Raw genomic sequence first — 24,146 nt, 5'->3', positions numbered from 1 at the left:
GCACCCGGCCTTGACAGCCCGCCCGCGGACCGGCGTCGCGGGCGTCCCGACGCTGAACATCGGCCGAGGACGGTTGCTCGGCGGGCGCCCGGCACGGTGGGATGACCGGGTGGGCTGCGGCGGGGGACTCGAGCGGAAGGCGCTCCGATGAGCGCCCGCACCTTCGGGGTGGAGGAGGAGTACCTCCTCGTCGACGCCGGCACGTTCCTCCCGACGCCCGCGGCGCCGCTGCTGCTCGGCTCCGTGCGCGGCTCCGCTGCGGTCGCCCTGGCCGCCGAGCTCAAGGCGGAGCAGATCGAGGCGGTCGGCTCGCCCGCCCGCACGTACGACGCGCTGCTGGCCGGACTGCGCGAGGGCCGCCGCCTGGCCGACGACTCCGCCCGCGAGGTCGGTGCCCGCGCCGTCGCGGTCGCGACCAGCCCCGCCGCGTTCGAGCCGCACCTCTCGGCCGACGAGCGCTACGACCGGATGGCCGAGCGCTTCGGCCTCGTCGCCCGCGAGCAGTTCACCTGCGGCCTGCACGTCCATGTCGGGATCGGGTCGCCGGAGGAGGGGATCGCGGTCCTCGACCGGCTGCGCGGCTGGCTGCCCGCCCTCCTCGCCCTGAGCACCAACTCCCCGCTGAGCGCCGGTGTCGACACCGGGTTCGCCAGCTGGCGCTACCAGTCGTGGGGGCGCTGGCCCACCGCCGGCCCGGTCGGCATCTGGGGCGACGTCGAGCAGTACCGGAGCGTCGTCGCCTCCCTCACCTCCTGCGGCGTGCTGCTGGACGAGGGCATGCTCTACTTCGACGCCCGTCTCTCCCGTGCGCACCCGACCGTCGAGGTGCGCATCGCCGACGTCCCGCTGCACGCCGAGGACTCGGCGCTGATCGCCGTCCTGATCCGGGCGCTCGCCGAGACGGCCGTGCGCGACGCGGGCGCCGGGGTCCCGCCCGTGCCGCTGCCGACTCCGGTGATCGCCGTCTCCTCGTGGCTGGCGAGCCGCCACGGCACGACCGGCGACCTCATCGATCCGGTCGACGGCTGCCCGGCCCCCGCCTCCGCGGTACTGGCACGCCTGCTCGACCACGCGGGTCGGGCGCTGGCGGAGTCGGGCGACGAGGAGGTCGCGGCGTGCGGCGTCGAGCGGGTCCTGGCGCGGGGCACGGGCGCCGAGCTGCAGCGCGCGGTGTGGGAGCGGACGGCGTCCGCGGCCGAGGTGATCGCGGACGCGGCGGAGGCGACGCGCGCCTAGAGGCTCGCTGGTCGCAGGCTCACGGCTCGCTGGTCGCGGGCTCGGCGGTTCAGGGCTCGCTGGTCGCGGGGTCCGGTGACCCGGACTCCACCGTTCCGGACTCCTCCGCCTCGGGCTGCGGCGACTCCGGCACCAGCTGGTAGCCGCCCTCGATCGTCCCGTCCGGGCGGAGCAGGATCTGCGTGTACACCGGGGCGCCGCTGCGGAGCGTCGTGCCGCTGACCCGGAGGGGCTCCCCGGCGAAGAACGCCTCCGAGCCGGTGCAGCCGGCGAAGAAGGACGCGTCCGGGCGCTGCACGGCGAGGCACACCGTGGTGCCGTTCGGCTCGGTGATCAGCAGGCGGTCGTTCTCGGCGGTGTCGAACCCGGAGCCGTAGACGACGGCCTCCCCGGCGAGCAGGGCGAGGCCCGGCGGGACGTCGGTGGTCGGCTCCCAGCCCTCGACGAGCGCGGCGAAGCGGTCGGCGGGATCCGCGGAGGCGGTCGGCGGGGCGACGGGGTCCGCGGGCGGAGGGAGGAGGAGCGCGGTGGGGACGATCGCGCCGACCGCGGCTCCGCCGACGATCGCGGCAGCGAGCACGAGGCGGCGGCGGCGCGGGTGCGGCGTCCGCGGGGCCGGCCGGTCGGGGTGCTCGGCGGGCGACTCCGGAGTCCCGGAGCCGGCGGTCGCCGACAGCGGAAGTGCGGTCGCGGGCAGGGGGGCGCGCGAGTCGGTCGCCGTCCCGGGATGCGCCGTACCCGGCTGCGCTCCGGACGGCGCGGCGCCGGTCTGCGCGCCGGACCGCGTCACTCCGGGAGGCGCGTCCTCCGCCTCCAGCTCGCCGAGCCGTCGCAGCGCCTCGCGCCGCTCGTCCCGGTCGGCGCCGTCGTCGCGGGGTCGGGCCGACAGGATCCGCTCGAGATCCCTGCGCTCGTCGTCCTCGGCCTGCACTCCGTCAGTATGGCGGCGCCGGACACGGGAACGGCCCGCGACCCCCGGGACTCCGCCTTTTCAGCGGTGTCCCGGTGGCCGCGGGCCGTTCCGGTGCGGGCGTCAGCCCGACGGGTTCTCGACCGGGTCGCCCTCGGGGTCGGTGGCCGTCTCGGGGTCGACGTGCTCGGGGTCGGTGGTCTGCGGGTCCTCGGGAGTGTTCTTCTCGGTCATCGGATCCTCCTTGTCGCTGGATGCGGAACGTGCGGACAGGTTCCACGCTACGGCGGGAGCTCCGTGGAGCGCGCCCGGTTGACTCCGCCGCCCGGTGTCCGGAACCGAGGTCAGGAGCGGCGGATCCGCCCGAGCGGCCCGTCACGCTGCTTCCGGCCTCGGCTCCGGACGCCGCTCGCCTCAGCCGGCCCCTTCACCCGTGGCAGCCGCGGGCGTCCACCGCAAGGCCTGGCAGCGCTCTGTCGCGATTCGTACGCTGAACCCATCGAGCCGAGGAGCAGCAGCGCCACATGATCCGCACCACCGTCACCATCGAGGGCAAGACCTACGGGCTGTCCCAGGGGACCGACGTCGCCGAGCTGAAGCGGTCGGCGACCGAGGCGACGCAGGCCGGAGGAGGCCTCGTCGACTTCGTGATCGTGGGCAACCGCCAGGTCAGCGTCCTGATCTCGACGGGTGTTCCGGTGATCTTCGAGGAGCTCGAGGTGCCGGACGACGACCGCGACACCGGTGACGTCCACCAGCCGTGGGACGACATCGACTACCTCGACTGACCCCGTCCTCCCGGTCGCGCCGAGTCGCGGCCGGGTCCCAGACGCCTGAGGGGCGCCGCCGGCTGGACCCGGCGTCTCTCGGGCACCTCGTGCCGCGCTACTCCGCGGACTCGCTCTCGGCCAGCTCGCCCTCGACCAGCGTGCGGGCGGCCGAGGCGAGGGCCGAGCGGATGCGCTCCGCCGACTCCTGCAGCATCGCCGCGATCGCGTCGACGTCGTGGCCGCCGGTGTGCCGGAGCAGCCAGGCCTGGCGCTCGAGCGTCGGCAGGGCGTGCAGGCGGCGGTGGAAGCCCGAGCGCAGCAGGTCGTCCTCGCGGATCGCCGACGGGGCCTGCTCGGCGCGCTCCATCGCGGAGCCGCCGCGCTTCACGCTCGCGCGTCCGACCTCGGAGCGCATCAGGTCGAGGGCGCCCGTGTCGTCGAGTCCCTGCGGCCGTCCGCTGCGGACGGTGACCGCCGCGTGACGGAGGGCGGCGCTCGCCGCGGAGTCCGACAGTGTGAGCCGGTAGGCGTACGCGTAGAGGCCGAGGGCGCGGTTCTCGAGGGCGCGGCCTGCGAGCAGCTCGCCCTGCTGCTGCGACTGCGTCATGCCGACGGCGGCGACGGGTCTGTCGTAGGTGGTCACGGTGACTCCTCGGCTCCGCGCGCTCCCGGTCGGGAAACGCGTCGGAGGCGATGCTAGGGAGTCGAGAACGATCGTTCTACCCTTGACATTTCAGAATCTTTTTCGATGCATGCGCATGGAAGCGCTTTCCCGACAACCGTCCTGGAAAGTGGAAGCGCTCTCACTCCCGCGCCGAGAGGATGCAGAACTCGTTGCCCTCCGGGTCGGCGAGCACGGCCCAGGACTGCTCGCCCTGCCCGACGTCGGACCGCGTCGCCCCCAGGCCGACCAGCCGCGCGACCTCCGCCTCCTGGTCGTCCGGCACGAAATCCAGGTGCAGGCGGTTCTTCACGGTCTTGCGCTCGGGTACGTCGAGGAAGAGCAGGCTCGGCCCGCGGCCCGACGGGGCGAGCAGCTCGATGCCGTCCTCGTCCTCGTCCACGACGTCCCAGCCGAGCGCCTCCTGCCACCAGTGCCCGAGGGTCCGGAAGTCGGTGCAGTCGACGATGATCTCTTCGAGTCGGAGGGCCATGCACCGACGCTAATCGGCGCGGGGCGTGTCGGGGAAGTGCGTCCGGCGGGTCCGCGCGGCGCCGCGGCTCCGTCCGGCCGTGTCGTCCGCGGGACGGGTGCCCGTGCCGGTTCGGCACGACGGCTGGCGGCCGGAGCGGCGTCGCGGCACCCTCGACGCGGGTGCCCCTGCGCCCGGGGACGAGGAGCAGCATGAGCACCGCACGCGAGCAGTGGGAGGCGCGCTACGCCGACTCCGATCGGATCTGGTCGGGCCGGCCGAACGCGACGCTGGTCGGGTTGGTCGGCTCGCTGCCGCCGGGCCGCGCCCTCGACCTCGGCGCCGGCGAGGGGGCGGACGCGCTGTGGCTGGCGTCGCTCGGCTGGCGCGTGACCGGGCTCGACCTCTCCGAGACGGCGCTGGGCCGGGCGCGCGCGGCCGCGGCCGAGCGGGGCGCCGACGTGGACTTCGTGCAGGCCGACCTCGCCGAGGACTGGCCGGTCGTGGGGGAGTTCGATCTGGTGACGGCGAGCTTCCTGCACTCGATGGCCGAGTTCCCGCGGATCGACGTGCTGCGGCGGGCGGCCTCCGTCGTCGCTCCCGGCGGCCGCCTCGCCGTCGTCTCGCACGCCGCGCCCCCGCCGTGGGCGAGCGGCGACGACCACCGCCACGGAGCGATGCACCTCGTCGGCCCCGAGGAGGAGCTCGCCGAGCTGGCCCTCGACCCCGCCGAGTGGACCGCGGAGCTCGTCGAGACGAGGGAGCGCGCCGTGACCGCTCCCGACGGCACGGCAGCCGTGCTCCTGGACGGCGTGATGCTCCTGCAGAGACGCGGCTGAGCAGGCGCCGCTCGAGGACCCGCGGCCGGGCTAGCGTGGTCCGCGACCCCGACCCCGCAGGAGGCGCCGATGCCGCTCGATCCGTACCTCGCCGCTCGGCTGCCTCTCCTGGCCGGCCTCGCGTATCCGCTCGACGCCGAGCAGGCCGCCCGCATGGCCGCGTTCGAGGAGGATCCGGGGCCCTGGTCGCTGCCGGAGGGGATCGACGTCGTCGCGGAGACGGCGTCCGGCCCGCACGGACCGGTCCCGCTGCGCGTGTACTCGCCCGCCGCGCCCGAGCGCGCTCTGCTCTGGGTGCACGGAGGAGGGTTCGCCGCCGGGAGCATCGACATGCGCGAGTCGCACGTCGTCGCGGCGGAGCTCGCCCACCGGGCGCGGGCCCGGGTCGCCTCCGTCGACTACCGGCTCGCCGGCCCCGACGTCCGCTACCCCGTCCCGCTCGACGACGTGCACGCCGCCTGGCGGCACCTCCGCAGCACGGAGTCCGGATCCACGCCCGTCGCGATCGGCGGCGCGAGCGCGGGAGCGGCCCTGGCCCTCGGCGCGGTCCTCCGCGAGCGCGACGCCGGTGCGCGGCTGCCGGAGCACGTGCTCCTGGCCTACCCCTTCGCCCACTTCCCCAACCCCGCCGTCGACGACGCGATCGCGGCCGAGCTGCGTGAGCTGCCGCCCGTCCTCCGCTTTCCTCCGTCGAGCATCGAGGGCATGGTGCGCACCTACCTCGGGCGGATCTCCGACCTCCCCGTCGAGGCGCTGCCCGGCTCCGCGCCGCTGGCGGGTCTGCCTCCGGTCACGGTCCTCGTGAACGAGTACGACGAGCTGCGGGGGTCGGCCGAGCTGCTCCTGCGCCAGCTCGCGGAGGCGGGCGTCGCCGTGACCGGGCACCTGGCCGCCGGCATGCCCCACGGGCACCTCAACCGGACGCCGGCGCTGCCCGAGGTCGACCGCTCGCTGCACCTCTTCGCCGCTCAGCTGCGCGCGATGGGCTGAGGCGCTCGGCCCCGTCCCGTCCGCTCTGCCCCGCTCAGCTCAGGCGCGGTCCGCACCGTCCCGCTCAGGCGCGGTCGTGCAGGGTGACGTGGTACCCGTCCGGGTCGGCGAGGGTGAAGGTGCGCCCGAACGGGCCGTCGATGGGAGCCGCGACGACGGGGTGCCCGTCGGCGACGAGCGCGTCGTGGATCTCCTGCACGCCGGTCGCGTGCAGCCAGATCGCGGCGCCCACCCCGGGGCGGGAGGCGGAGTCGAGGTCGGTGCCGGGCTCGAGGTCGCGCAGGGCGAAGGCGATCGGAGTCGTCGCGAAGACGACGGCGTGCGGCGGGCCGGCGGGCGAGCGGACCAGGCCGAGGTACTGCTCGTAGAACACCTGGGACGCCGCGAGGTCGCGGACCTGGAGCGAGACGAAGTCGGGGCCGGTGACGGGCATGGGGTTCCTCCTCGGTTGTGTCAGCTTTCTGACACACCGGAGCGTATGTCAGAATACTGACATGAGTCAAGACGGCATCGACCTCGAGACCTCGCTCGGCTACCTCCTCAAGGAGGCGTCGAGCGCCCTGCGCGCGGCGATGGAGGCGGTGCTCCGCCCGCTCGGGATGACGGTCACCCACTACTCCTGCCTCGAGCTCCTCGCCCAGCGGCCGGGCCTCTCCAACTCGGAGCTCGCGCGGGGCGCCTTCGTCACCCGGCAGTCGATGAACGTCCTGCTGCAGACTCTGGAGCGCGACGGCGTCGTCACCCGCCCCGACGCGGCTCCGGTCGGCAAGGCGCTCCCCGCCCGGCTCACCGAGCGCGGACGCCGGAGCCTGGCCGAGGCGTCCGCCGCCGTCCGCGGGGTGGAGCTGCGGATGCTGGAGGGGCTCACGGAGGAGGAGCGGCAGGCGGCGGCGCGCCTGCTCCACGGGATGATCCGATCGCTGCGGGTGGACGACCGCGCCTGAGGGGCGCTGTTCCGCCGTCTGTAGGAACGGGCGCCGCGCGCTCGCCGGTACGGTCGCGCTCATGGCAGCAGGAGGAGCGGTGCGCCCGCTCGACGTCGGGATCGTCGGCGGCTCGATCGGCGGACTGTTCGCCGCGGCCCTGCTCGTCCGCGACGGGCACCGCGTGACGGTCCTCGAGCGGTCGGCGACGGGCCTGTCGCGGCGGGGCGCCGGGCTGGTGGCCCAGCAGGACCTGATCGACCTCCTGCACGCGATCGGCCGCGACGACGAGGCGCGGGTCGGCGTCGTTGCGCACGAGCGGATCACCCTCGACCGCTCCGGGCGCGTGATCGGCCGCGACCCCTCCCCGCAGACGCAGGTGTCTTGGGACCACCTCTACGACACGCTCCGCTCGCGGATCCCCACCGACCGCTACCTCCTCGGTCACGCCGTCGCCGGGGTGCGCCCCTCGACCGGGACGGACCCGGTCGTCGTCGAGCTGCGCGACGGGAGCGGCCTGGAGTTCGACGTCGTCCTCGGAGCCGACGGCCTCGGATCCGTCGTGCGCGCGGCGGTCGCGCCCGAGGCGCCGGGGAACCGCTACGCCGGCTACTCGACCTGGCGCGGGCTGATCCCGGAGTCGGCGCTCCCCGCCGGGGCCGCGGCGACTCTGCTCGGACGCTTCGCCTTCTACACCGCGCCCGGCGAGCACATGCTCGGCTACCTCGTCCCCGGACCCGCCGGCGAGGTGGAGCCCGGCCGACGGCGCTACAACTGGGTCTGGTACCGGCCCCTCTCCGAGGACGCCCTCCGCGGAGTGATGACGGCGTCCGGCCGTCCGCCGGAGAGCGTGTCCCTCGCGCCCGGCGACCTCGCTCCCGATCTCCGCCGCCGGCTCGAGGAGGACGCGGTCGACCGCCTGCCGCCGCCCTTCGCGGCCTCCGTCCTCGCCGAGCCGCAGCCCTTCCTGCAGGCGATCGTCGACTACGTCCCGCCGCGGACGGTGCGCGGCCGGGTCGCCCTCCTCGGTGACGCCGCCGTGACGGTGCGGCCGCACACGGCCATGGGCGCGGCCAAGGCGGCGGGCGACGCGCTGGCCCTCGCCGCCTCCCTCGCGCGGCACCCGGTCGACGAGGCGCTCCAGCGCTACGAGGCCGAGCGGCTCCCCGTCGGCCGCGCCATCGCCGAGTACGGCAGGCGCGTGGGCCGCTCGATCCCGCTGCTGTCCGAGTGACCGCAGCAGCATGCGCCCGGCCGAACCCGGATCGACGGCGCGAGCCGATCCTCGGTCGGAGCGGACATGGCTCGCGCTCGCCCTTCAGCGTGCAGGGTCCGATGCGCTGCCCGGCGGCGACTCGAAGGGAAGCTGGAACGGGGGTTCGCAGCATCGCATGGTCGCCACCACGTGGCGCCGGCGCGGACGATTGCAGTCGATAGCGACGAATTAGGTTTCGGCTAGAGGTGACTATCATCGGCTAGATGTTGCCTGAGCAGAACCCCTACAGCCCTGGATCCGGTCGGCGGCCGCCCGAGCTCGTTGGTCGGACTGGCGAGCTCGAAGCGTTCGACACGATCCGCGCTCGTGTCACGCATGGAATGAGCGATCGCGGCATCGTCCTCACGGGCCTCCGCGGCGTCGGCAAGACGGTGCTGTTGAACGAGATGCACCGCATGGCGGAGTCGTTCGAGTGGCTCACGGTGCGCCTCGAGGCGCGTCGGGATGAAGGCGGCGCGCGGGCCGTACGGCGTGCCCTGGCTCGAGAGCTCGTCGTGTCCGCTCGCAAGCTCACCCGCTCGAAGCCGACGGCGCTGATGCGAGAAGCACTCGGCACGATCTCCTCGTTCAATGCGAAGGTCGGTGCAACGGGGATCGAACTCGGAGTCGCACTCAACGACGGACGTGCCGACTCCGGCGACGCTGAAGTCGACCTCCTCGAGCTCGTCGAAGACGTTTCCACCGCTCTGGGGGAGCGTCGTCGTGCCTTCGGTGTGTTCGTCGATGAGATGCAGGACCTCGATGCGGAGACGATGGGTGCGCTCATCGCCGCTCAGCATGCGGCGAACCAGCGGGAGTGGCCGTTCTACATCATCGCCGCCGGCCTCCCGAATCTCCCCCGTGTCCTCACCGAGACGCGTTCGTACGCCGAGCGCCTCTTCAACTACCGACAGATAGGCACCTTCTCTCGCGACGATGCGGCGCACGCTCTCCGAGAGCCCGCGGAGCGGCTCGGCGCTGAGTTCGCTCCCGATGCGCTCGAGATTCTCCTCGAAGCCGCAGGCGGCTACCCGTACTTCATTCAGGAGTACGGGCAGGCCGCATGGAACCTCTCCAGTCGTCTTGTCACTCTGGCCGACGCCACGGCAGCAGTGCAGTACGGGACCGAACAGCTCGATGCCGGATTCTTCCGCTCACGATGGCAGCGAGCCACGCGCTCAGAGCGACGAATGCTCCGCGCCATGGCAGCCGACGGTGAGGGACCCTCCTCCACCGCTCTCGTCACGCAGCGAATGGGTATCCCGACAACCAGCCTCGGGCCCTACCGTGCCGCGCTCATCAGCAAAGGACTGGTCTACTCACCCGAGCACGGCCAGATCGCCTTCACGGTCCCCGGCATGGCTGGATACGTCGACCGCCACCACGAGGACCTCGACGACGGGAGCCCGAGCGTCTGAAGTCGACCAGACGTCTCCTCTCTCAAGGGCTCGGAGTCCGGTCGCGTACGGGACGTCGCAGAACAGTAGGCCTGGGGAGGCATCAAGACGGAGAACCAGGGACGGCCCTGATCTTCCGGCTGGTCTCCTCAGGTGAGCCGAGGTCCGTGCTCGTCACGAGTTCATCCGCCGCCCCCGCCTGGCCGCTCCCCGCCGTCCGCCGCGCGTCCCTTGCTCCTCGACCGCGGAGACGGCACCCTCGGGTGACGGCCCACGGCGAAGGAGACGCATGGACGACGACGGACTCCTGGCTGCGCTGCTGCGGGGACGGCCGGCGACGCTGGCCGACGCGGCGGAGCTGACCCACATCGACGAGGCCGAGGTCGCCGCGGCGATCGAGCGGCTCCGCGGCCGGGGGCTCATGGGCGGCGAGGGCGAGCAGCTCGACTTCCCGGCGCCGATGGAGTGGGCGGCCGCGGCCATCGCCCGGCACACGGAGTCGGCGCGGCGGGCGGGCAGGGAGTCCCTGGACGGGATCGAGCGCGTCGTCGCGGGCCTGCCGATGCTGCTCGGCGCCTGGCGGGTCGGCGAGGACACGTCGGATCCCGTGCCGACCCTCCTCCGCCACGGGCCGCACGCGTCCGAGGACCTCTGGTTCGACCTGGTGCGCCGCGACTCCGGCTCGCTCGTGGCGGTGCTCCCGAACGTGGAGCGTTTCCTCGATCCGCCGACGGAGCGGGCGATCCGCTTCGGGCACGCGCTCGCGGCGAAGGACCGGGTGCGCGTCATCATGCCGGCCGCCGGCGCGCGCGACCCCCGGGTGCTCGCCCGGGTGGAGGCGTACCAGGCGGCGGGCGTCGAGTACCGGCTCCTCGAGAGCCCGCCGAGCTGGTTCTGGGTCGACGGCGACCACCTCGCCGTCCCGTTCGAGTGGGGCGAGACGAAGCCGACCAGCGTGCTCGGCGTGCGCCATGCGGCGCTGGCCGGGCTGGTCGAGTCGTACTTCGAGGTGCTGTGGCGGCAGGCCGCTCCGATCGGCGCCGTCGACCAGAGCTGGCTGCCGCTGCTCCGGCTGATGCGCCAGGGCGTCACGCTCGAGACCGCGTCGCACCGGCTCGGCATGAATCCGCGGACCGGCCGCCGCCGCGTGGCCGCCGCGATGGAGCACTACGGAGTGGCGACGCTCTTCGCGCTCGGCACGGCGTGGGCGGCGGACTCGCGCACCCGCGACGGCGACGCCGGTGCCGGAGAGCCGGTGCTCGATGATCCGGAGGCGCTCGAGCCGGGAGCGCTGGACGACGGCGAGATCGACCTCGCCGAGACGGTGCCGCGCGATTGAGCTCCCGCGGGACCGAGCCGTGCGGCCGACCCCTCGACGCCTTCGGGTGGCAGTGAGGAGTCGGCCGATGCGCCCGCCCGGGCACCTCTCCAGTGTCCGGACGTGACCACCGCGGGGACAAGAGCCTGTAGCGGACACGTCCGGAAGAGGACACCGCACCCGGGAGCGGATCGCCGGCGCTCCCGCTCCGGGGCGGGCGCGTGCCAGGCTTGCCGCATGGATCTCGAGGTGCGGCCGGGGCTCGTCGTCCCCGCATCGGAGCTGCAGTGGCGGTTCTCGCGCTCCTCCGGGCCCGGCGGGCAGCACGTGAACACCTCCGACAGCCGCGTGCAGCTCACCTGGAGCGTCGAGGAGTCGACGGCCCTCTCGGACGAGCAGCGCTCGCGCCTGCTCGAGCGCCTCGGGCGGCGGCTCGTCTCCGGAGCGGTCACCGTCACGGTGGCGCAGGAGCGCTCGCAGCTGCGCAACCGCGAGACGGCCCTCGAGCTGCTCCGCGGGATCATCACCGCGGCCCTCGCGCCGCCCTCCGCCCCGCGGCGCCCGACCCGGCCCACGCGCGGCTCCACCCGCCGCCGGCTCGCCGCGAAGCAGCAGCGCTCCGAGACGAAGCAGCAGCGCCGGCGGCCGCCCGGCGACTGAGCGGAGCCGGGGGTCCGTCCGGCGGGTGCGCCAGGCCGCGGTGCCCCGATCGCGCCGGACCCGGCTCAGGGAGTGAAGAACGCCTCGATCGCCGCGGTCAGGGCGACCAGGTCGTCCACGTGGGCTAGCTCGCGCGCCGAGTGCATCGAGAGCAGCGGCACTCCCACGTCGACCGTGGAGATGCCGAGCCGGGTCGCGGTCAGCGGGCCGATCGTCGATCCGCACGGCACCGAGTTGTTCGAGACGAACTCCTGGTACCCGACCCCGGCGCGCTCGCAGACGCCCGCCCACAGCGCCGCGCCGCGCGCATCCGTCGCGTAGCGCTGCGTCGCGTTGATCTTGAGCAGCGGCCCCTTCCCGGCCACCGGCTGGTTCGCGGGATCGTGCTTCTCGGAGTAGTTGGGGTGCACGGAGTGGCCCGCGTCGGCCGAGAGGCACCAGGAGGCGGCGATCGCCCGGGCGCGCTCGTCGACGCCGGCGCCGAGGGCCGTGCCGATGCGCGAGAGGACGTCCTCGAGGAACGGCCCGCTCGCTCCGGAACGGCTCGCCGAGCCGAGCTCCTCGTGGTCGAAGGCGGCGAGCACGCTGATGTGCGCGGGCGGCGCCGCGGGATCGGCGCTCGCCGCGAGGAGCGCGACGAGGCCGGCGTGCACGGAGCTGAGATCGTCCATCCGCCCGGCGGCGAGGAGCATCTCGTCGAGGCCGAAGCGGCGCGGCGCCTGCGTGTCGGCGGTGAGCAGGTCGTAGCCGGCGATGTCGGAGGCGTCGTCGAGCCCGGCGTGCGCGGCGAGCAGCTGGAGCAGGTCGACCTCGGAGGCGTCGCCGATGCCGAACACGGGGACGGTGTGCTTCTGGCGGTCGAGGGTGAGTCCCTCGTTCGCCGTGCGGTCGAGGTGGATCGCGAGCTGCGGGATCCGCAGCAGCGGGCCGGTCCGGAGCAGGCGCGTCGAGCCGTCGCGGGTGACCACGCGCCCGGCCAGCTCGAGCTCGCGGTCGAGCCAGGAGTTGAGCAGCGGGCCGCCGTAGATCTCGACGCCGGCCTGCAGCCAGCCCTTCGAACCGATCGTCGGCCGGGGCTTGAGCATGAAGCCGGGGGAGTCGGTGTGGGCGCCCAGGATGCGGAAGGGCGTGGTCGCCCCGGAGCCCTCGGGCAGGTGCCAGGCGATGATCGCGCCGTCGCGGACGACGTAGTACCGGCCGGGCCCCGCGGGCCACGCCTGCGTCTCGTCCAGCCCCGTGAATCCGGCTCCCTCGAGGCGCCGTGCCGCCTCGGCGGCCGCGTGGTACGAGGAGGGGGAGGCGGTCAGGAACTCGGCGAAGTCGGCGATGTGGTCGTCACGCGTGGTCATCCCTCCAGTGAAGCACGCGGCGCGGCCGGGACGGGGAGGGTGCCGGGGGAGCCCCTGCGGCGGCCGTCACGGCCGGGCAGGGGCACCCCGGGGCGGAGGGTCAGCGCCGGGTCAGGTCGACGTCGGCCTCCGCGGCGATCGCCTTGATCAGCGCCGAGGCGTTCTCCCCGCCGAAGCCGGCGGCCATCGCCTCGTCGATGTAGTGGCGGGCCGTCGCGACGCCGGGGACGGGCGCACCGACGCTGTCCGCGTAGGCCTGGATCAGCCCCGCGTCCTTCTGCATCAGCGCGAGGGCGAAGGACGGCGAGTAGTCGCCGGCGACAGCCTGCTCGACCCGCTGCGGGCGTCGCACTTCCCCGTTCGAGTCCGCGACGGCCGAGGACGCGGTCATCACGGACGCGGAGTTCACGTCAGTTGCCGCGGATCTGATGAACATCCGCAGCACGATCGGGTACGTCTCGAGCAACCTCAACCAGCTCGCCCCTCGGTGGCGCCAGCGGGCGAGGGCTGATGCGCAGAAGTTGTGCGCGGGAAGAGGTGCTGAACCGCTCGTCGCCGCGTGAGGAGGGGGCGACGAGCGGTTCAGCGCTGGTCTTTCGGGTGTCGTCAGCGCACGACTCCGTCGATCTCGAAGCTGTCGAAGCTGCCGGCGAGGTACGGGTCGGGGAACTGTGACTTGCCGAGGAAGTTGCCGCTGGTGCGGCCTAGGTCCTTCGGAGCGAGCGGCATGGCGGTGTTCTGCCCGACCTGCACTCCGTTGGCGAAGATCGTTCCCGTCGTCGTGCCGTTCGTATTCGCCTTGAAGGTCACCTTGATGTCGGTCCACTGCCCAGCGGGCATCGTGAAGTTCGTCGAGATCCGTGTCTCCGCTCCATTACCGGAGGTCGTGAGGGCGAGCCCTAGCTTCCCGTCAGTCGACTTCGGCGTGAGGAACACGTACTTCTGGGTGCTGCTGCCGAAGTCGAACAGCCGGCTGAAGGTGGAGATCGAATCGACCTTCACCCTCATCGAGATGGTCAGGTCCTTCGAGCGTGACAGGATGTCCGACGGCAGCTGGGCGAAGGCCCCGTCGCTTCCGTTCAGCCGCAGCACGCTCGCCGTGCCGTCGGTGGCGGTTGCCGCCGTCCCCTTGAGCGCGAGCGCGTTGCCGTTGCCGGAGGCGTCGGGGACGGTGCCGTTCGACGATGAGTCGAAGGTGTAGGTCACCCAGTCGGCCGGGAGCGGCTGCAGGGCTTGAACGGTCACGGACACCGTGTCGGTGGTCGCAAGGACGCCGTCGCTTGCCCGGAGTGCGAACACGTAGCTGCCGGCGGTACTCACCGACGCAGACGTGCGGCGAGCAGTCGGCGACGCGAAGGTCGCGGTGGCACCGGCAGGAGCAGACTGCACGCTCCACTGCGTCGTCAGGGTTCCGTTCGGCGAGCCGAGTCCGTCGTCGGAGGCGGATCCGCTGAGCTGGATCGGATCGAGTCCGAGGGACAGCCCGGCCTGGTCGGGTCCGGCGTTGACGGTCGGCGCCGCATTCGCGCCCGGGGCGGTCGAGACCAGGTGGACGATGTACGTGCTGCCGGCGGGCGCATCGAACGGGACGCGGACCGGCGCGGGAAGCGTTCCCGCGAGAGAGGCGGGCCGGTAGACGTTGACGGTGCGCTGGCGCACGCCGTTCACGATGACCGCGTAGCTGCCCTGCGCGAGGCCGCTGACCTCCGCGATGCCGGAGTGTGCGGTGCCGGTGCGGTTGAGCATGTCCAGGCGCAGGTCGGCGCTGTTCGAGCCGACGATCGCCTGCGAGTAGGCGTCGTTCTCGAGGTCGACCGACAGCTGCTGGGTCACCAGGTTGAGGCGGCGCTGCAGGCCGTCCTTCGGGATGACGGTGGTGGAGTAGGCGTCCCGCGAGACGTCCGCTCCGTATCCGACGACTCCGAAGATCGGGTCATCGGTGACGACGTCGGCGCTGAGGGTCTGCAGGGTGCCCCACAGTCCGAGATCGCTCTCGCCGGTCATGCCCCGCCAGCCGTTGTTCAGCTTGACGTTCGCGCCTCCGCCGACCCCGAGGGTGCCGAGGTTGCCGCGCTCGGCCTGGTACGACCACGATGCGGCTCCGATGTTGGCCGGCGCGTTGCTGATCTGGCCGGAGTTGATGGTCGCGAGTCCTGCGACCTTGCCGGCGTAGTTCAGGCGCTGCAGCTCGGCGCGGCGCGCGGCGGTGATGGCCGTGGTTCCGGTCTCGAGTGCTGCGGTGTGGTTGATGTAGTCGTCCATCGTGTAGCCGGCGAGGGAGGCGCTGTACTGGAACTGCCACCAGTTCTCGCCCGTGATGGTGGTGGGGTCGGAGTACCAGTACCAGACGGGCATGCGTCCGCGGGCGGCCTCCGTCTTGGCGACGATGTCGCGCATGACGCGCAGGGCGTTCGTCTTGTCATCGTTCACATTGAGCTTGGCGAGGGTGTAGACCGCCTCCTCCCCCGTGTTGTCGTAGCTGTACTCGGAGCCGTAGGGGTAGGCGTTGGAGGAGAAGTTGGCGTACTTGATCGCCATCTTCGCTTCGATGTCGTTGGCCTGCGTGTCCAGTCCCTCGGCGCGCAATGCGGCGATGAGATCGGGTGTCGAGAGCTCACCCATGAGTCCGGTCTCCCAGTTGTAGGCGACGGGTCCCTCGTAGAGCTCCTTGAAGATCCCGTAGGCCGTCGTCAGGTACCACTGAGCGGGGTGGGCGTAGGCGATCGCGGAGGGGTTCTGCTTGGCGATGTTGTACATGCCGAAGAACGTGTTGTAGACGTGCGGGTAGGCGTAGCCGCGGTAGCCGGGCGTGGTGTTCAGGCTGCCGGGCTTCCCCTGCTCCCAGAAGTCGTAGACGGTGTACCTCGGCGCGGCGCTGGGCGACGTGTTCCCCATCAGGTTCTCCCAGACGGCCTTCTGGAGGTAGTCGTCGAGGGCCTTGATCTGGGTGGCGTCGGGCAGGGCGACGAGCTTCTCCGCGAGGAACTGGCCGTGCGGGAGTCCCCAGTCGTCGCCGAGCCCGTAGTAGCCGGCGTACTCGTTGCGGCGGCCCTGAGGGGCGTTCGTCGTGGTGGCGAGGCTGCCGTCGGGGGCGTTCATCATCCAGTCGTCGAAGGTGTAGTTGCGGATGTCGCTCGCGGAGAGTCCGTCGGACGGCTTCCACTGGGTCTTCTCGACCATGAACTTCGCATGCGTGTCGAGGAGTCCCGCGACACTGTCGATCACGGAGAACTGGAGGACGGACTGCCGCGCGGCGCCGGTCTGGTCCGTGTACCAGACGGTGACGTCGTTGGCGCCCAGCTGCGTGCGGTCGAAGGTCATCCCGTAGATCCGGTAGTCGCCGTTGCTCCGGGAGAACGTCACGACGGGGTTCGTGGGCGCTGACCCCTTGAGGTCGTTGCGGTTGCGCGCGGTGACTGACGTGATGGTGCCCTTGATCCGGAACGCCATCTCTGCGCGCCGGTCGATGGGCACGATGAGTCCGGGGACGACCGTGGTGTCGAGCAGCCCTCGATCGAACATCGTCTGCTTGAGTGCTGCGTCGTCATCGACCTTGCCGATGCGATAGGTGTAGCTCTTCGTCGCGCCCGGCGCGATGGCGACACTGGTGGAGCTGAGGTAGCCGCGGTTGGTCTTCTGGATCGCGGTGGAGTGCGGGTAGTAGATGTTGAGGCCCTTGATGTTCGAGCTCTCGTTCGCCGAGTTCCAGGCCCAGGAGGTGTTGCCGACTTCCTCGGTGCGCCAGCGGTCCTGGTACTCGAAGCCGGAGCCGGATGCGGTGTCGGCGGTCATGGCGATGAACGGGCCCTGGCCGCTGGGACGCTCGAGAGTGACGTAGGAGCCGTTCTTGCCCACGTAGGAGTGTGTGAGGACCCGGGTCTCGTAGATCGAGTCGCCCTGCCTCCATAGCTCGTTGCCGGGAACGGGGACACCCCAGTCGCCGATGACGAGCTGCGTGGCCGCGGTGTTCTTGACGTCCTGCTTCCAGACCAGGGAGCCGTCGGAGGCGAGAGAGTACGTCTCGGTGACGGTGAAGCCCTTCACGCCTTCCGCGTTGGTGGAGTTCTGGTGGGTGACCGTCACACTGCTCGACGTCGCCGAGACGGTGCGGCCGTCGGCCGACTGGGAGGTCCACGCGGTCTTCCAGGGGTTCGCGCCGACACCGGTGGTCGACACTGCTCCCGTGCCGTTCGCGTAGGAGAACATCAGGTTCCCGAACCACTGGCGGTACTTGCTGTTCGTCTCGCGGGCCTGCTCCGGAGCGCTGTCCGGGTTCATCAGGTATTCGGTGTCGTGTAGGTCGCCGACGATCTTGAGCGACTGCATCGACCCGTCCGCGGCGAAGCTCGCGCGGATCTTGTCGGAGGCGAGCGTGTAGGGGTAACTGGTGGCGGCGTCGGCGGTCTGGCCGACCACCACCGATCCTGCTGCGGCGATGACGCCGATCGTGAGTGCCGCGAGCAGCCGAGAGGCTCTGCGTGAGAGGAGGGACATGTCCTGCCTTCTTCGTCGAAGTGCGGATGCGGTGACCGGCGGCCGCCGCAGAGGAGCGAGGATCCGCCCGGCGGTGGGAGCTCGCCCGGGAATCAGGAGTGGTTCACGGGAAGCCAGATGCGCATCGACACGGGACCTCGGGATCCCCACGACCGGTACGGGGTGAGCGCCACGGTCAACGGCCGTCGGTGCGGGGTTCGAGGGATTCTGGAGAAGGGCCATTCGTGCTCGTCGCGTTCGGCGACGCTGCCGGCGAGCGTCACACGCCCCTCTCGTGCGATCGGGACCGCTCCGGCGTCCAGGGCGATGTCGTCGACGTGGGCGCCGGCGGGGAGGTCGACGGACTCGAGGCAGAGGATGTCCGGTCCGTGCTGGACGGCGACGGTGCCGCGGGTGGCATCGATCCTCTCGTCGGGCTGCACGAGGACGGGTTCGAAGGGGAGGTCGAGTTCGATCCGGTCGCCGACGCGGAAACGCCGTTCGAGGTGGAGCGTGCCGTGGAACGGTCCGGTCGGCGTCTCGGCAGCATCCCCGTCGGCGGAGACGACGACGACGTCCGCGTTCGTCGCCCAGGTCGGGATCCGCAGCGTCAGAGTCCACGGCTCGACGGGTGTGCGCGTGATGGTCACGGCGACTCGCCCCCGCTCCGGCAGGTCGCTGGAGACCTCCATCGAGACGTCTCCCTGGAGGAGAGCGGCGGAGATCGTGGCGGACGCGTACTGGTGCAGCTGCACACCCTTCGCATCGGTGGTGGCGAGGTAGCCGGACAGCGAGGCGAAGGTGCGGGCGAGGTTGTTGGGGCAGCAGGCGACGTCGAACCACGCCGCCCGCTGACTGGAGTCCGCGCGCTTGGACTGCTCCTCCGGGGAGGACGCGACGCCCGGCTCGCGCCGGTGGAGGGTGTTCGCGTAGAAGAAGGAGCGGCCGTCCTCGGACACGGCGGTGGCGATGATGTTGTGCAGAGTGCGTTCGATCAGGTCCGCGTAGCGCGGGCGGCCGGTGGCGAGCAGCAACCTCCACGAGAGCATGATCGAGCCCACGCCGGCGCAGGTCTCGCAGTACGCGCGGTCGTTGGGTAGCTCGAAGTCGGCGCCGAACGCCTCGTCCTGGTGATGCGAGCCCATTCCACCGGTGATGTAGGTCCGGCGTGCGACTGTGGCCTCCCACTGCCGCTCGACGATCGCGAGCAGCTCGGCGTCATCAGTGTCCACGGCGACGTCGACCACCGCGGACGTGAGGTAGAGGGCGCGCACCGCGTGTCCGCGGAGGACCTTGGCCTCGCGGATCGGGACGTCGTCCTGGAAGTAGGCGCGACCGAACTCGACGTCTTCCAGGCTCTGGTGACCGCGGCGGTCCAAGAACACGCGGGCTTGCTCGAGGTAGCGCTCCTCCCCCGTGGCGCGGGCGAACTCCGTGAGCGCGACCTCGATCTCCGGATGTCCGCAGACCGTCTGGCGGCCGTCCGCCCCGAACTCCGAGCAGATGTGGTCGGCGAGACGGCGCGCGGCCTGCGTGAACCCGTCCTCACCGTGGGTGCGCAGTCGCGCGACCGCGGCCTGGAGGAGGTGTCCGGCGTTGTACAGCTCATGGCCCCACTCGAGGTCGCTGTAACGCTCAGCCTGACCGTGCCGGCCGAAGCGGGTGCCGAGATAGCCGTCGCTCTCCTGCGCACTGACGATGCGGGCGGTGAGAGCGCGGATGATCGATTCGGTCTCCGGGTCCTCACGTCCGGCGGTGTGCCAGCAGAGCCCTTCGAGGGTCTTGTAGACCTCGGAGTCGGCGAACTCGCGTCCGCGACGGCCTTCGGCGAGTCCGCCCCCGACGGCGAGCTCGAAATTGCGCAGCCATCCGGCGCGCTCCAGCCAGCCGAGGTTGTGCTCGAAGGTGGCGGTCGCGTTGACGGCGACCCGACGTCCCCAGAACCCCTCCGGGTCCAGCTGGACCCGGTCGATGGCGAGGGGTGTCAGGGTCCCGGCGGCCGGGTCAACGGGCAGGGCTGGGGAGAAGGTCATGACGGGATCTTTCAAGAATGGCGCGGGACGAGAGGAAGGACGACTGCTACTTGACGCTGCCGACGGCGAGGCCCTCACGCAGCAGCCGGAACGACAGCACGTAGACGGCCAGCAGCGGCAGCGAGGAGATGACCGCGAGAGCCATCAGCCCGGGCCAGTCGATCCCGTACCCCGACGTCTGCTGCGCGATGAGAGCGCTGATCGGGTAGTTGACCGGAGAGAGGAAGAGGTTGATCGCGAAGAGGAACTCGCCCCAGGCGACGAGGAAGATCAGCGAGCCGACCGTCGCCATGCCGTTTCGAACGATCGGGACGACGACGGCGAAGAAGGTGCGCAGCCGACCGGCCCCGTCGATGGAGGCGGCCTCTTCGATGGCGTCGGGCACCGCGGCGAAGAACGGTCGCAGCAGCAGCACGGCCCACGGCAGCAACATCGCCGTATCGGCGAGGACGAGACCGGCGGTGGTGTCCAGAAGACCGAGCCTGCTGAAGATCGCGAACAGAGGGATGATGCTCGCCGTCTGCGGCACCATCTGCAGGAAGATCAGCAGCCCGAGGACGAGACCGGCGACGACGCCGTCGACGCGGCGCAGCGCGTAGGCGAACGGGACGCCGAGCGCGAGCACCAGTGCAGTGGTCCCGAGGGCGATCTGCGCCGACTGGGCGAGCGCCGTCGCGAGGGCGGGGTTCGCGAGCGCCTCCGCATAGGCGTCGAAGGAGGGCGCCGAGAGGATCGCTCCGCCGACCACGTCGCCCTGGCGCTTGAGGGAGGTGAGCACGATCCAGACAAGGGGCAGCCCGTACAGGACGTAGAGCACCACGCGTACGGTGAAGGCGACCGGCTCCCGGGTGCGGGACGGTCGCGCGACGCGGGTCGCAGCGCCGCCTCGCAGGCGGGTCAGGGGGGCGGTGAGGGTGCTCATCAGGACTCGCTCCTGGTCGATCGGACGTAGACGACGGCGAGGACCGCCACGATGGCGAGGGCGATGATGCCCGTCGCGGAACCCAGTCCGTAGTCGTGCTGGACGAAGGCCTGGGAGTAGCTGAGGTAGGGCAGCGTGGACGTCGCGTCTCCGGGGCCGCCGGCGGTCATCACGTAGATGAAGTCGAAGCTGCGGAAGGCGTAGACGACGGTCAGGATCGCCAGGATGACGGCGGTCGGCCGCGCCGCGGGGATGAGGATGCTCCGGATCTCCTGCCAGCGGCTCGCGCCGTCGACCGAGGCCGCCTCGAGGATCTCGGGGTCGATGCCCAGCAGAGCCGACCGGAAGACCAGCGCATTGAAGGGGATGACGGCCCAGGCGTTCACGATCGCGACCGAGAGCAGCGCGAACCTCGCGTCGTAGAGGAAGGGGACGCCCTCCGCCGAGAGGCCGGTCGCCCGCACGAGCGTGTTGACCAGACCCTGATCGGCGAGGAGGAACTTCCAGATGCTGCCGTTCACCACGGGCGGCATGGCCCAGATGAACACCATCATCCCCAGGAGGAAGGCACTGCCCAGCCGGGAGGAACGGAGGGCGATCGCCGCTCCGAGTCCTCCGACGACCCCGACGACCGTGACCAGGACCACGAAGGCCCCGGTGCGCAGCGTGGCGCCGCCGAGGTCGGAGCCCTGGAGCAGCGCGAGGAAGTTCTGCACTCCGACGAACGGCCAGTCCCCGTTGAGGGTTCCGGAGCTGACCTCGCTGACGCTCATCCTCATCAGCAGGTAGATGGGGTAGAGCGACAGCGCCGCGAGCAGCACTCCTCCCGGTGCGGCGAAGCCCAGTCGGCCGCCGCCGACGCCGGATCGTCTCCGGGTCGTGGTCGAGGTGCTGCTCACGGTCGCTCCATTCTCTCGTCGGGGTCTGCTACTGCTGGAGCAGCGGCGTCAGGGTCGTCATCAGGTCGCTCGAGAGCTGCTCGGGGGTCCCGCTGCCGGCGACCGCCGCGCTCCAGGACTCACCGACGGTCTGCAGCACCTTCGCGACGTTCTCGGACGGGATCGCCGGGTCAGGCGAGGTGTGGCCGTCGTCCTGGAGGATCGCCGCGAACTGGGAAAGGATCGGGTCGCTGCCGACCTTGTCGTCGGCAGCTGCATCGGCACGGGCGGGGATCGAGCCGAAGGCGTCGAGCAGCGTCAGCTGCCCCTGCTTCGAGAAGAACTCCTGCTCGAGGTACTCCTGCGCGAGCGCCTTGTTCTCGGAGAAGGCGCCCACGTTCTGCACCTCACCGCCGAGGTAGACCGAGCCGCCCTCACCGACGGGGATCGGCACGACCCCGTACTCGAACGCGGCGTCCTTCTCGGCCGAGGTGATCTGCCAGTTGCCGTTGACGGCGAAGGCCGTGTTCCCCGCGGCGAACTGCTGGAAAGGGACCGTCTGGTCCCACGTCGCCGCCTCCTTGGTCAGGTAGCCCTTCGCGGTCCAGTCCTGCACCATCGCGAACGCGTCCTGCAGAGGCTGCTGCTCGGGTGCGGCGTAGTCCCACCCGGCACGCGAGAGCCACGGGAACGCCTGCCACTCGCCCTCGGAGTTCGCCTTGCCGGTCAGCGTGATGCCGTCCTTGCCGGCGGCCGTGGCCGAGGCGAGATCCGCCTCGAGCTCCTCGAACGTGGTGGGAGCCTCGACACCCAGCTCGGTGAGGATGTCCTGGTTGTACCAGAGGCCGATCAGGTTCACGAAGCCCTGCACGCCCATGACGTCGTCGCCGACCTTCTGCACGACGGCGTCGGGGAACTGCCCGGCGTCGGCGTACTGGTCCCACCACTCGTTCATCGGCTCGATGGCCTTCGCCTCGGTGAGGGTGAAGGTATCGGCGGCGTTGTAGACGACCACATCGGGGCCGGTGCCCGTTCCCGCGGCCTGCACGAGCTTGTTCGTCAGCTGGTCGAACGGAACGTAGACGTTCTCGACCGCGACCCCCTCGTGCGTCGATTCGAAGTCCGACGCGAGCTCCTCGAGTCCGGCGGTCTGGCCGTCGACGGAGTAGTAGTGCCAGACGGTCAAGGTGTCGCCGCCGTTCCCGGCCGAGGCGCCTCCCGCGGACGACGGCGTGCAGCCGCTGAGAAGAAGGGCCGCAGTCGCGGCTGTGACCGCTGCGACGATGCTGATCCGGGTGCTGTGACGCCTCACGACGTGCCTCGCTTTCACTGTCTTCATTGACTCGGCCACCTGGTGCAGGCATTTCATCGATGAAATCGAGGACCGCTGTCGGCGATAGTAGAGCCGCCGGGCCGACCCCGTCAACATTCGACACCATCCCTTCGGATCGCGGTGTGCTGGTCGAGGCGTGCATACTGTGCGCACCAGTTCATCGATGAAACGGAATGGCCATGACCTCGCACCCCGTCCACCGAGCGCACGGCATCGTGCACCCCGCCTTCACGGTCGGGACGATCGATCCGCGGCTCTTCGGATCGTTCGTGGAGCACCTGGGCCGAGGCGTGTACGGCGGCCTGCTCGATCCTTCGCACGAGAGTGCCGACGCCGACGGATTCCGCACCGACGTCCTCGCGCTCGTCGAGGAGCTCGGGGTCACGACCGTCCGCTACCCGGGCGGTAACTTCGTCTCGGCGTACGACTGGCGCGACGGCATCGGTCCGGTCGAGGACCGTCCCGTCCGGCTCGATCCTGCCTGGCACACCGTCGAGCCGAACCGCTTCGGGGTCGACGAGTTCGTCCGCTGGTGCCGGGCGGCACGCGTCGAGCCGATGATGGCGCTGAACCTCGGGACCGACGGAATCCGCTCGGCCCTGCACCTGCTGGAGTACGCGAACCACCCCGGCGGCACCACTCTCTCGGACGAGCGGCGCGCGAACGGCGCCGACGAGGCGCACGGCATCCGTCTCTGGTGCATCGGCAACGAGATGGACGGGCCGTGGCAGATCGGCCACCTGAGCGCCGACGAGTACGGGCGTCTCGCCGCCCGCACCGCCGCCGCCATGCGCGCACTCGACCCCTGCCTCGAACTGATCGTCTGCGGCAGCTCGAACGACCGGATGGCCACCTTCGGAGCCTGGGAGCAGGAGGTACTGCTGCACACGATCGAGCACGTCGACTTCGTGTCCTGCCACCAGTACTTCCGCTACGACGGCGACCTGGCCGCGTTCCTCGCCTCCGGCGTCGCGATGGACCGCTTCATCACCGCCATCGCCGACACGATCGGACAGGTGCGCGCACAGACGCGATCAGAGCGTCCGATCGCCATCTCCTTCGACGAGTGGAACGTGTGGGACTTCGTCGCCCACGACGAGCGCGTCGCCGGAGGGCTCGAATGGGAGGAGGCGCCCCGACTCCTCGAGGACCGCTACACGGCAGCGGACGCCGTCGTCGTGGGCGACATGCTCATCAGCATGATCAACAGAGCCGACATCGTCCGTGCAGCGAGCATGGCTCAGCTGGTGAACGTCATCGGTCCGATCATGACCGAACCGGACGGCCCCGCCTGGCGGCAGAGCACCTTCTGGCCGTTCGCCCAGGCACGGCGTTCCGCCGGCGCGACCGCGCTCCGGACCGTCGTCGAGGCGGACAGCACGGGAGGGGGCGAGGACTCCGCTCCCGTCCTCGCCTTCGCCGCAGCGGCACACGCCGACGGCTCCCTCGACCTGATGATCGTCAACCGCGCGACCGACGGCGTCACGGAGACCACGGTCGACCTCACCGCGTTCCCCGCCCTCACCGTGACGGAGGCGCTGATCCTCCGACACGAGGACCCGTTCGCGACGAACTCGGCGGAGCTCCCCGACACCGTCACTCCGCGACTCCTCGCCGTTGCGCTGTCCGACGGCGTCCTCTCGTTCCGGATCCCCGCCATCGCCTGGGTGACCGTGCGCCTCTCGCCGACCGTCGACCTGGGATGATCGGGGAACGCTCATGGGAGG

21 protein-coding genes are annotated in these 24,146 nt (G+C 71.4%); 10 read left to right on the top strand and 11 right to left on the bottom strand.

The window, feature by feature from the left end; translation table 11 throughout:
- Positions 1 to 147: 147 nt before the first annotated feature.
- Complete coding sequence (locus C5C56_RS12200; protein WP_104319685.1) at positions 148 to 1,236, top strand: glutamate--cysteine ligase; 1,089 nt, start codon at positions 148 to 150, stop codon at positions 1,234 to 1,236.
- Positions 1,237 to 1,285: 49 nt separating this feature from the next.
- On the opposite strand, the gene C5C56_RS12195 is transcribed toward C5C56_RS12200, so the two are convergent.
- On the bottom strand, positions 1,286 to 2,167 hold the full coding sequence (locus tag C5C56_RS12195) for a hypothetical protein (protein WP_104319684.1): 882 nt from the start codon (positions 2,165 to 2,167) through the stop codon (positions 1,286 to 1,288).
- Between the two features lie 503 nt (positions 2,168 to 2,670).
- On the opposite strand from C5C56_RS12195, the gene C5C56_RS12190 reads away from it, so the two are divergent.
- A complete protein-coding gene (locus C5C56_RS12190; protein WP_104224053.1) occupies positions 2,671 to 2,934 on the top strand; it encodes a hypothetical protein in 264 nt (87 codons plus the stop codon).
- Between the two features lie 97 nt (positions 2,935 to 3,031).
- On the opposite strand, the gene C5C56_RS12185 is transcribed toward C5C56_RS12190, so the two are convergent.
- Complete coding sequence (locus tag C5C56_RS12185; protein WP_104273693.1) at positions 3,032 to 3,559, bottom strand: sigma-70 family RNA polymerase sigma factor; 528 nt, start codon at positions 3,557 to 3,559, stop codon at positions 3,032 to 3,034.
- Positions 3,560 to 3,719: 160 nt separating this feature from the next.
- A complete protein-coding gene (locus C5C56_RS12180; protein ID WP_104263261.1) occupies positions 3,720 to 4,070 on the bottom strand; it encodes a VOC family protein in 351 nt (116 codons plus the stop codon).
- Positions 4,071 to 4,261: 191 nt separating this feature from the next.
- On the opposite strand from C5C56_RS12180, the gene C5C56_RS12175 reads away from it, so the two are divergent.
- Complete coding sequence (locus C5C56_RS12175; RefSeq protein WP_104263260.1) at positions 4,262 to 4,888, top strand: class I SAM-dependent methyltransferase; 627 nt, start codon at positions 4,262 to 4,264, stop codon at positions 4,886 to 4,888.
- Between the two features lie 69 nt (positions 4,889 to 4,957).
- A complete protein-coding gene (locus tag C5C56_RS12170) occupies positions 4,958 to 5,878 on the top strand; it encodes an alpha/beta hydrolase fold domain-containing protein (RefSeq protein ID WP_104319683.1) in 921 nt (306 codons plus the stop codon).
- 64 nt (positions 5,879 to 5,942) lie between these two features.
- Here C5C56_RS12170 and C5C56_RS12165 read toward each other — a convergent pair whose 3' ends face one another.
- Entirely contained in the window at positions 5,943 to 6,311 is a 369-nt protein-coding gene (locus C5C56_RS12165; protein WP_104319682.1) for a VOC family protein, read from the bottom strand.
- Between the two features lie 61 nt (positions 6,312 to 6,372).
- Between C5C56_RS12165 and C5C56_RS12160 the strand changes: the two genes are divergently transcribed.
- The 5 genes from C5C56_RS12160 to arfB all read left to right on the top strand — a co-directional run bounded on the left by C5C56_RS12160 (position 6,373) and on the right by arfB (position 11,431).
- A complete protein-coding gene (locus C5C56_RS12160) occupies positions 6,373 to 6,822 on the top strand; it encodes a MarR family winged helix-turn-helix transcriptional regulator (protein WP_104319681.1) in 450 nt (149 codons plus the stop codon).
- Positions 6,823 to 6,883: 61 nt separating this feature from the next.
- A complete protein-coding gene (locus tag C5C56_RS12155) occupies positions 6,884 to 8,035 on the top strand; it encodes an FAD-dependent monooxygenase (protein ID WP_219813894.1) in 1,152 nt (383 codons plus the stop codon).
- Positions 8,036 to 8,280: 245 nt separating this feature from the next.
- Positions 8,281 to 9,474, top strand: a complete 1,194-nt coding sequence (locus tag C5C56_RS12150; RefSeq protein WP_104225860.1) for an ATP-binding protein — start codon at positions 8,281 to 8,283, stop codon at positions 9,472 to 9,474.
- Positions 9,475 to 9,742: 268 nt separating this feature from the next.
- Positions 9,743 to 10,792 (top strand): hypothetical protein, encoded by a 1,050-nt coding sequence (locus tag C5C56_RS12145; RefSeq protein ID WP_104225861.1) that lies wholly within the window; start codon positions 9,743 to 9,745, stop codon positions 10,790 to 10,792.
- Positions 10,793 to 11,008: 216 nt separating this feature from the next.
- Positions 11,009 to 11,431 carry an alternative ribosome rescue aminoacyl-tRNA hydrolase ArfB gene (arfB, locus tag C5C56_RS12140; protein WP_104224044.1) on the top strand — a complete coding sequence of 141 codons (423 nt, stop codon included), beginning with the start codon at positions 11,009 to 11,011 and terminating at the stop codon, positions 11,429 to 11,431.
- Positions 11,432 to 11,496: 65 nt separating this feature from the next.
- Here the strand turns inward: arfB and C5C56_RS12135 are convergent, their stop codons facing one another.
- From C5C56_RS12135 to C5C56_RS12105, 7 genes are all read right to left on the bottom strand, one after another.
- The gene (locus tag C5C56_RS12135) at positions 11,497 to 12,780 is read right to left on the bottom strand and encodes a M18 family aminopeptidase (protein ID WP_104260523.1); all 1,284 of its coding nucleotides are present in this window, start codon (positions 12,778 to 12,780) and stop codon (positions 11,497 to 11,499) included.
- A gap of 100 nt (positions 12,781 to 12,880) precedes the next feature.
- Positions 12,881 to 13,216, bottom strand: coding sequence for an NAD-binding protein (locus C5C56_RS12130; RefSeq protein WP_146078797.1), 336 nt, complete (start codon positions 13,214 to 13,216; stop codon positions 12,881 to 12,883).
- Positions 13,217 to 13,386: 170 nt separating this feature from the next.
- Positions 13,387 to 17,274, bottom strand: coding sequence for a DUF5695 domain-containing protein (locus C5C56_RS12125; protein ID WP_104319679.1), 3,888 nt, complete (start codon positions 17,272 to 17,274; stop codon positions 13,387 to 13,389).
- Positions 17,275 to 17,366: 92 nt separating this feature from the next.
- Entirely contained in the window at positions 17,367 to 19,286 is a 1,920-nt protein-coding gene (locus C5C56_RS12120) for a glycoside hydrolase family 127 protein (RefSeq protein WP_104225865.1), read from the bottom strand.
- Positions 19,287 to 19,332: 46 nt separating this feature from the next.
- Positions 19,333 to 20,208, bottom strand: coding sequence for a carbohydrate ABC transporter permease (locus C5C56_RS12115; protein ID WP_104224039.1), 876 nt, complete (start codon positions 20,206 to 20,208; stop codon positions 19,333 to 19,335).
- The gene (locus tag C5C56_RS12110; protein ID WP_104247247.1) at positions 20,208 to 21,107 is read right to left on the bottom strand and encodes a carbohydrate ABC transporter permease; all 900 of its coding nucleotides are present in this window, start codon (positions 21,105 to 21,107) and stop codon (positions 20,208 to 20,210) included. Before C5C56_RS12110 ends, C5C56_RS12115 begins: the two co-directional genes overlap by 1 nt.
- A 28-nt stretch (positions 21,108 to 21,135) precedes the next feature.
- Positions 21,136 to 22,398: an extracellular solute-binding protein gene (locus C5C56_RS12105; RefSeq protein WP_181027149.1), complete on the bottom strand. Its 1,263-nt coding sequence runs from the start codon at positions 22,396 to 22,398 to the stop codon at positions 21,136 to 21,138.
- 200 nt (positions 22,399 to 22,598) lie between these two features.
- Between C5C56_RS12105 and C5C56_RS12100 the strand changes: the two genes are divergently transcribed.
- Positions 22,599 to 24,125, top strand: a complete 1,527-nt coding sequence (locus tag C5C56_RS12100; RefSeq protein WP_104247258.1) for an alpha-N-arabinofuranosidase — start codon at positions 22,599 to 22,601, stop codon at positions 24,123 to 24,125.
- The last annotated feature ends 21 nt before the right edge of the window (positions 24,126 to 24,146 follow it).

Origin of the sequence: Rathayibacter sp. AY1D1 (assembly GCF_002932635.1) — a bacterium.
In the GTDB taxonomy this organism is placed as follows: Bacteria; Actinomycetota; Actinomycetes; order Actinomycetales; family Microbacteriaceae; genus Rathayibacter.
Note: the sequence above shows the minus strand (reverse complement) of the source record. Positions and strands in the feature narration are given on the sequence as shown.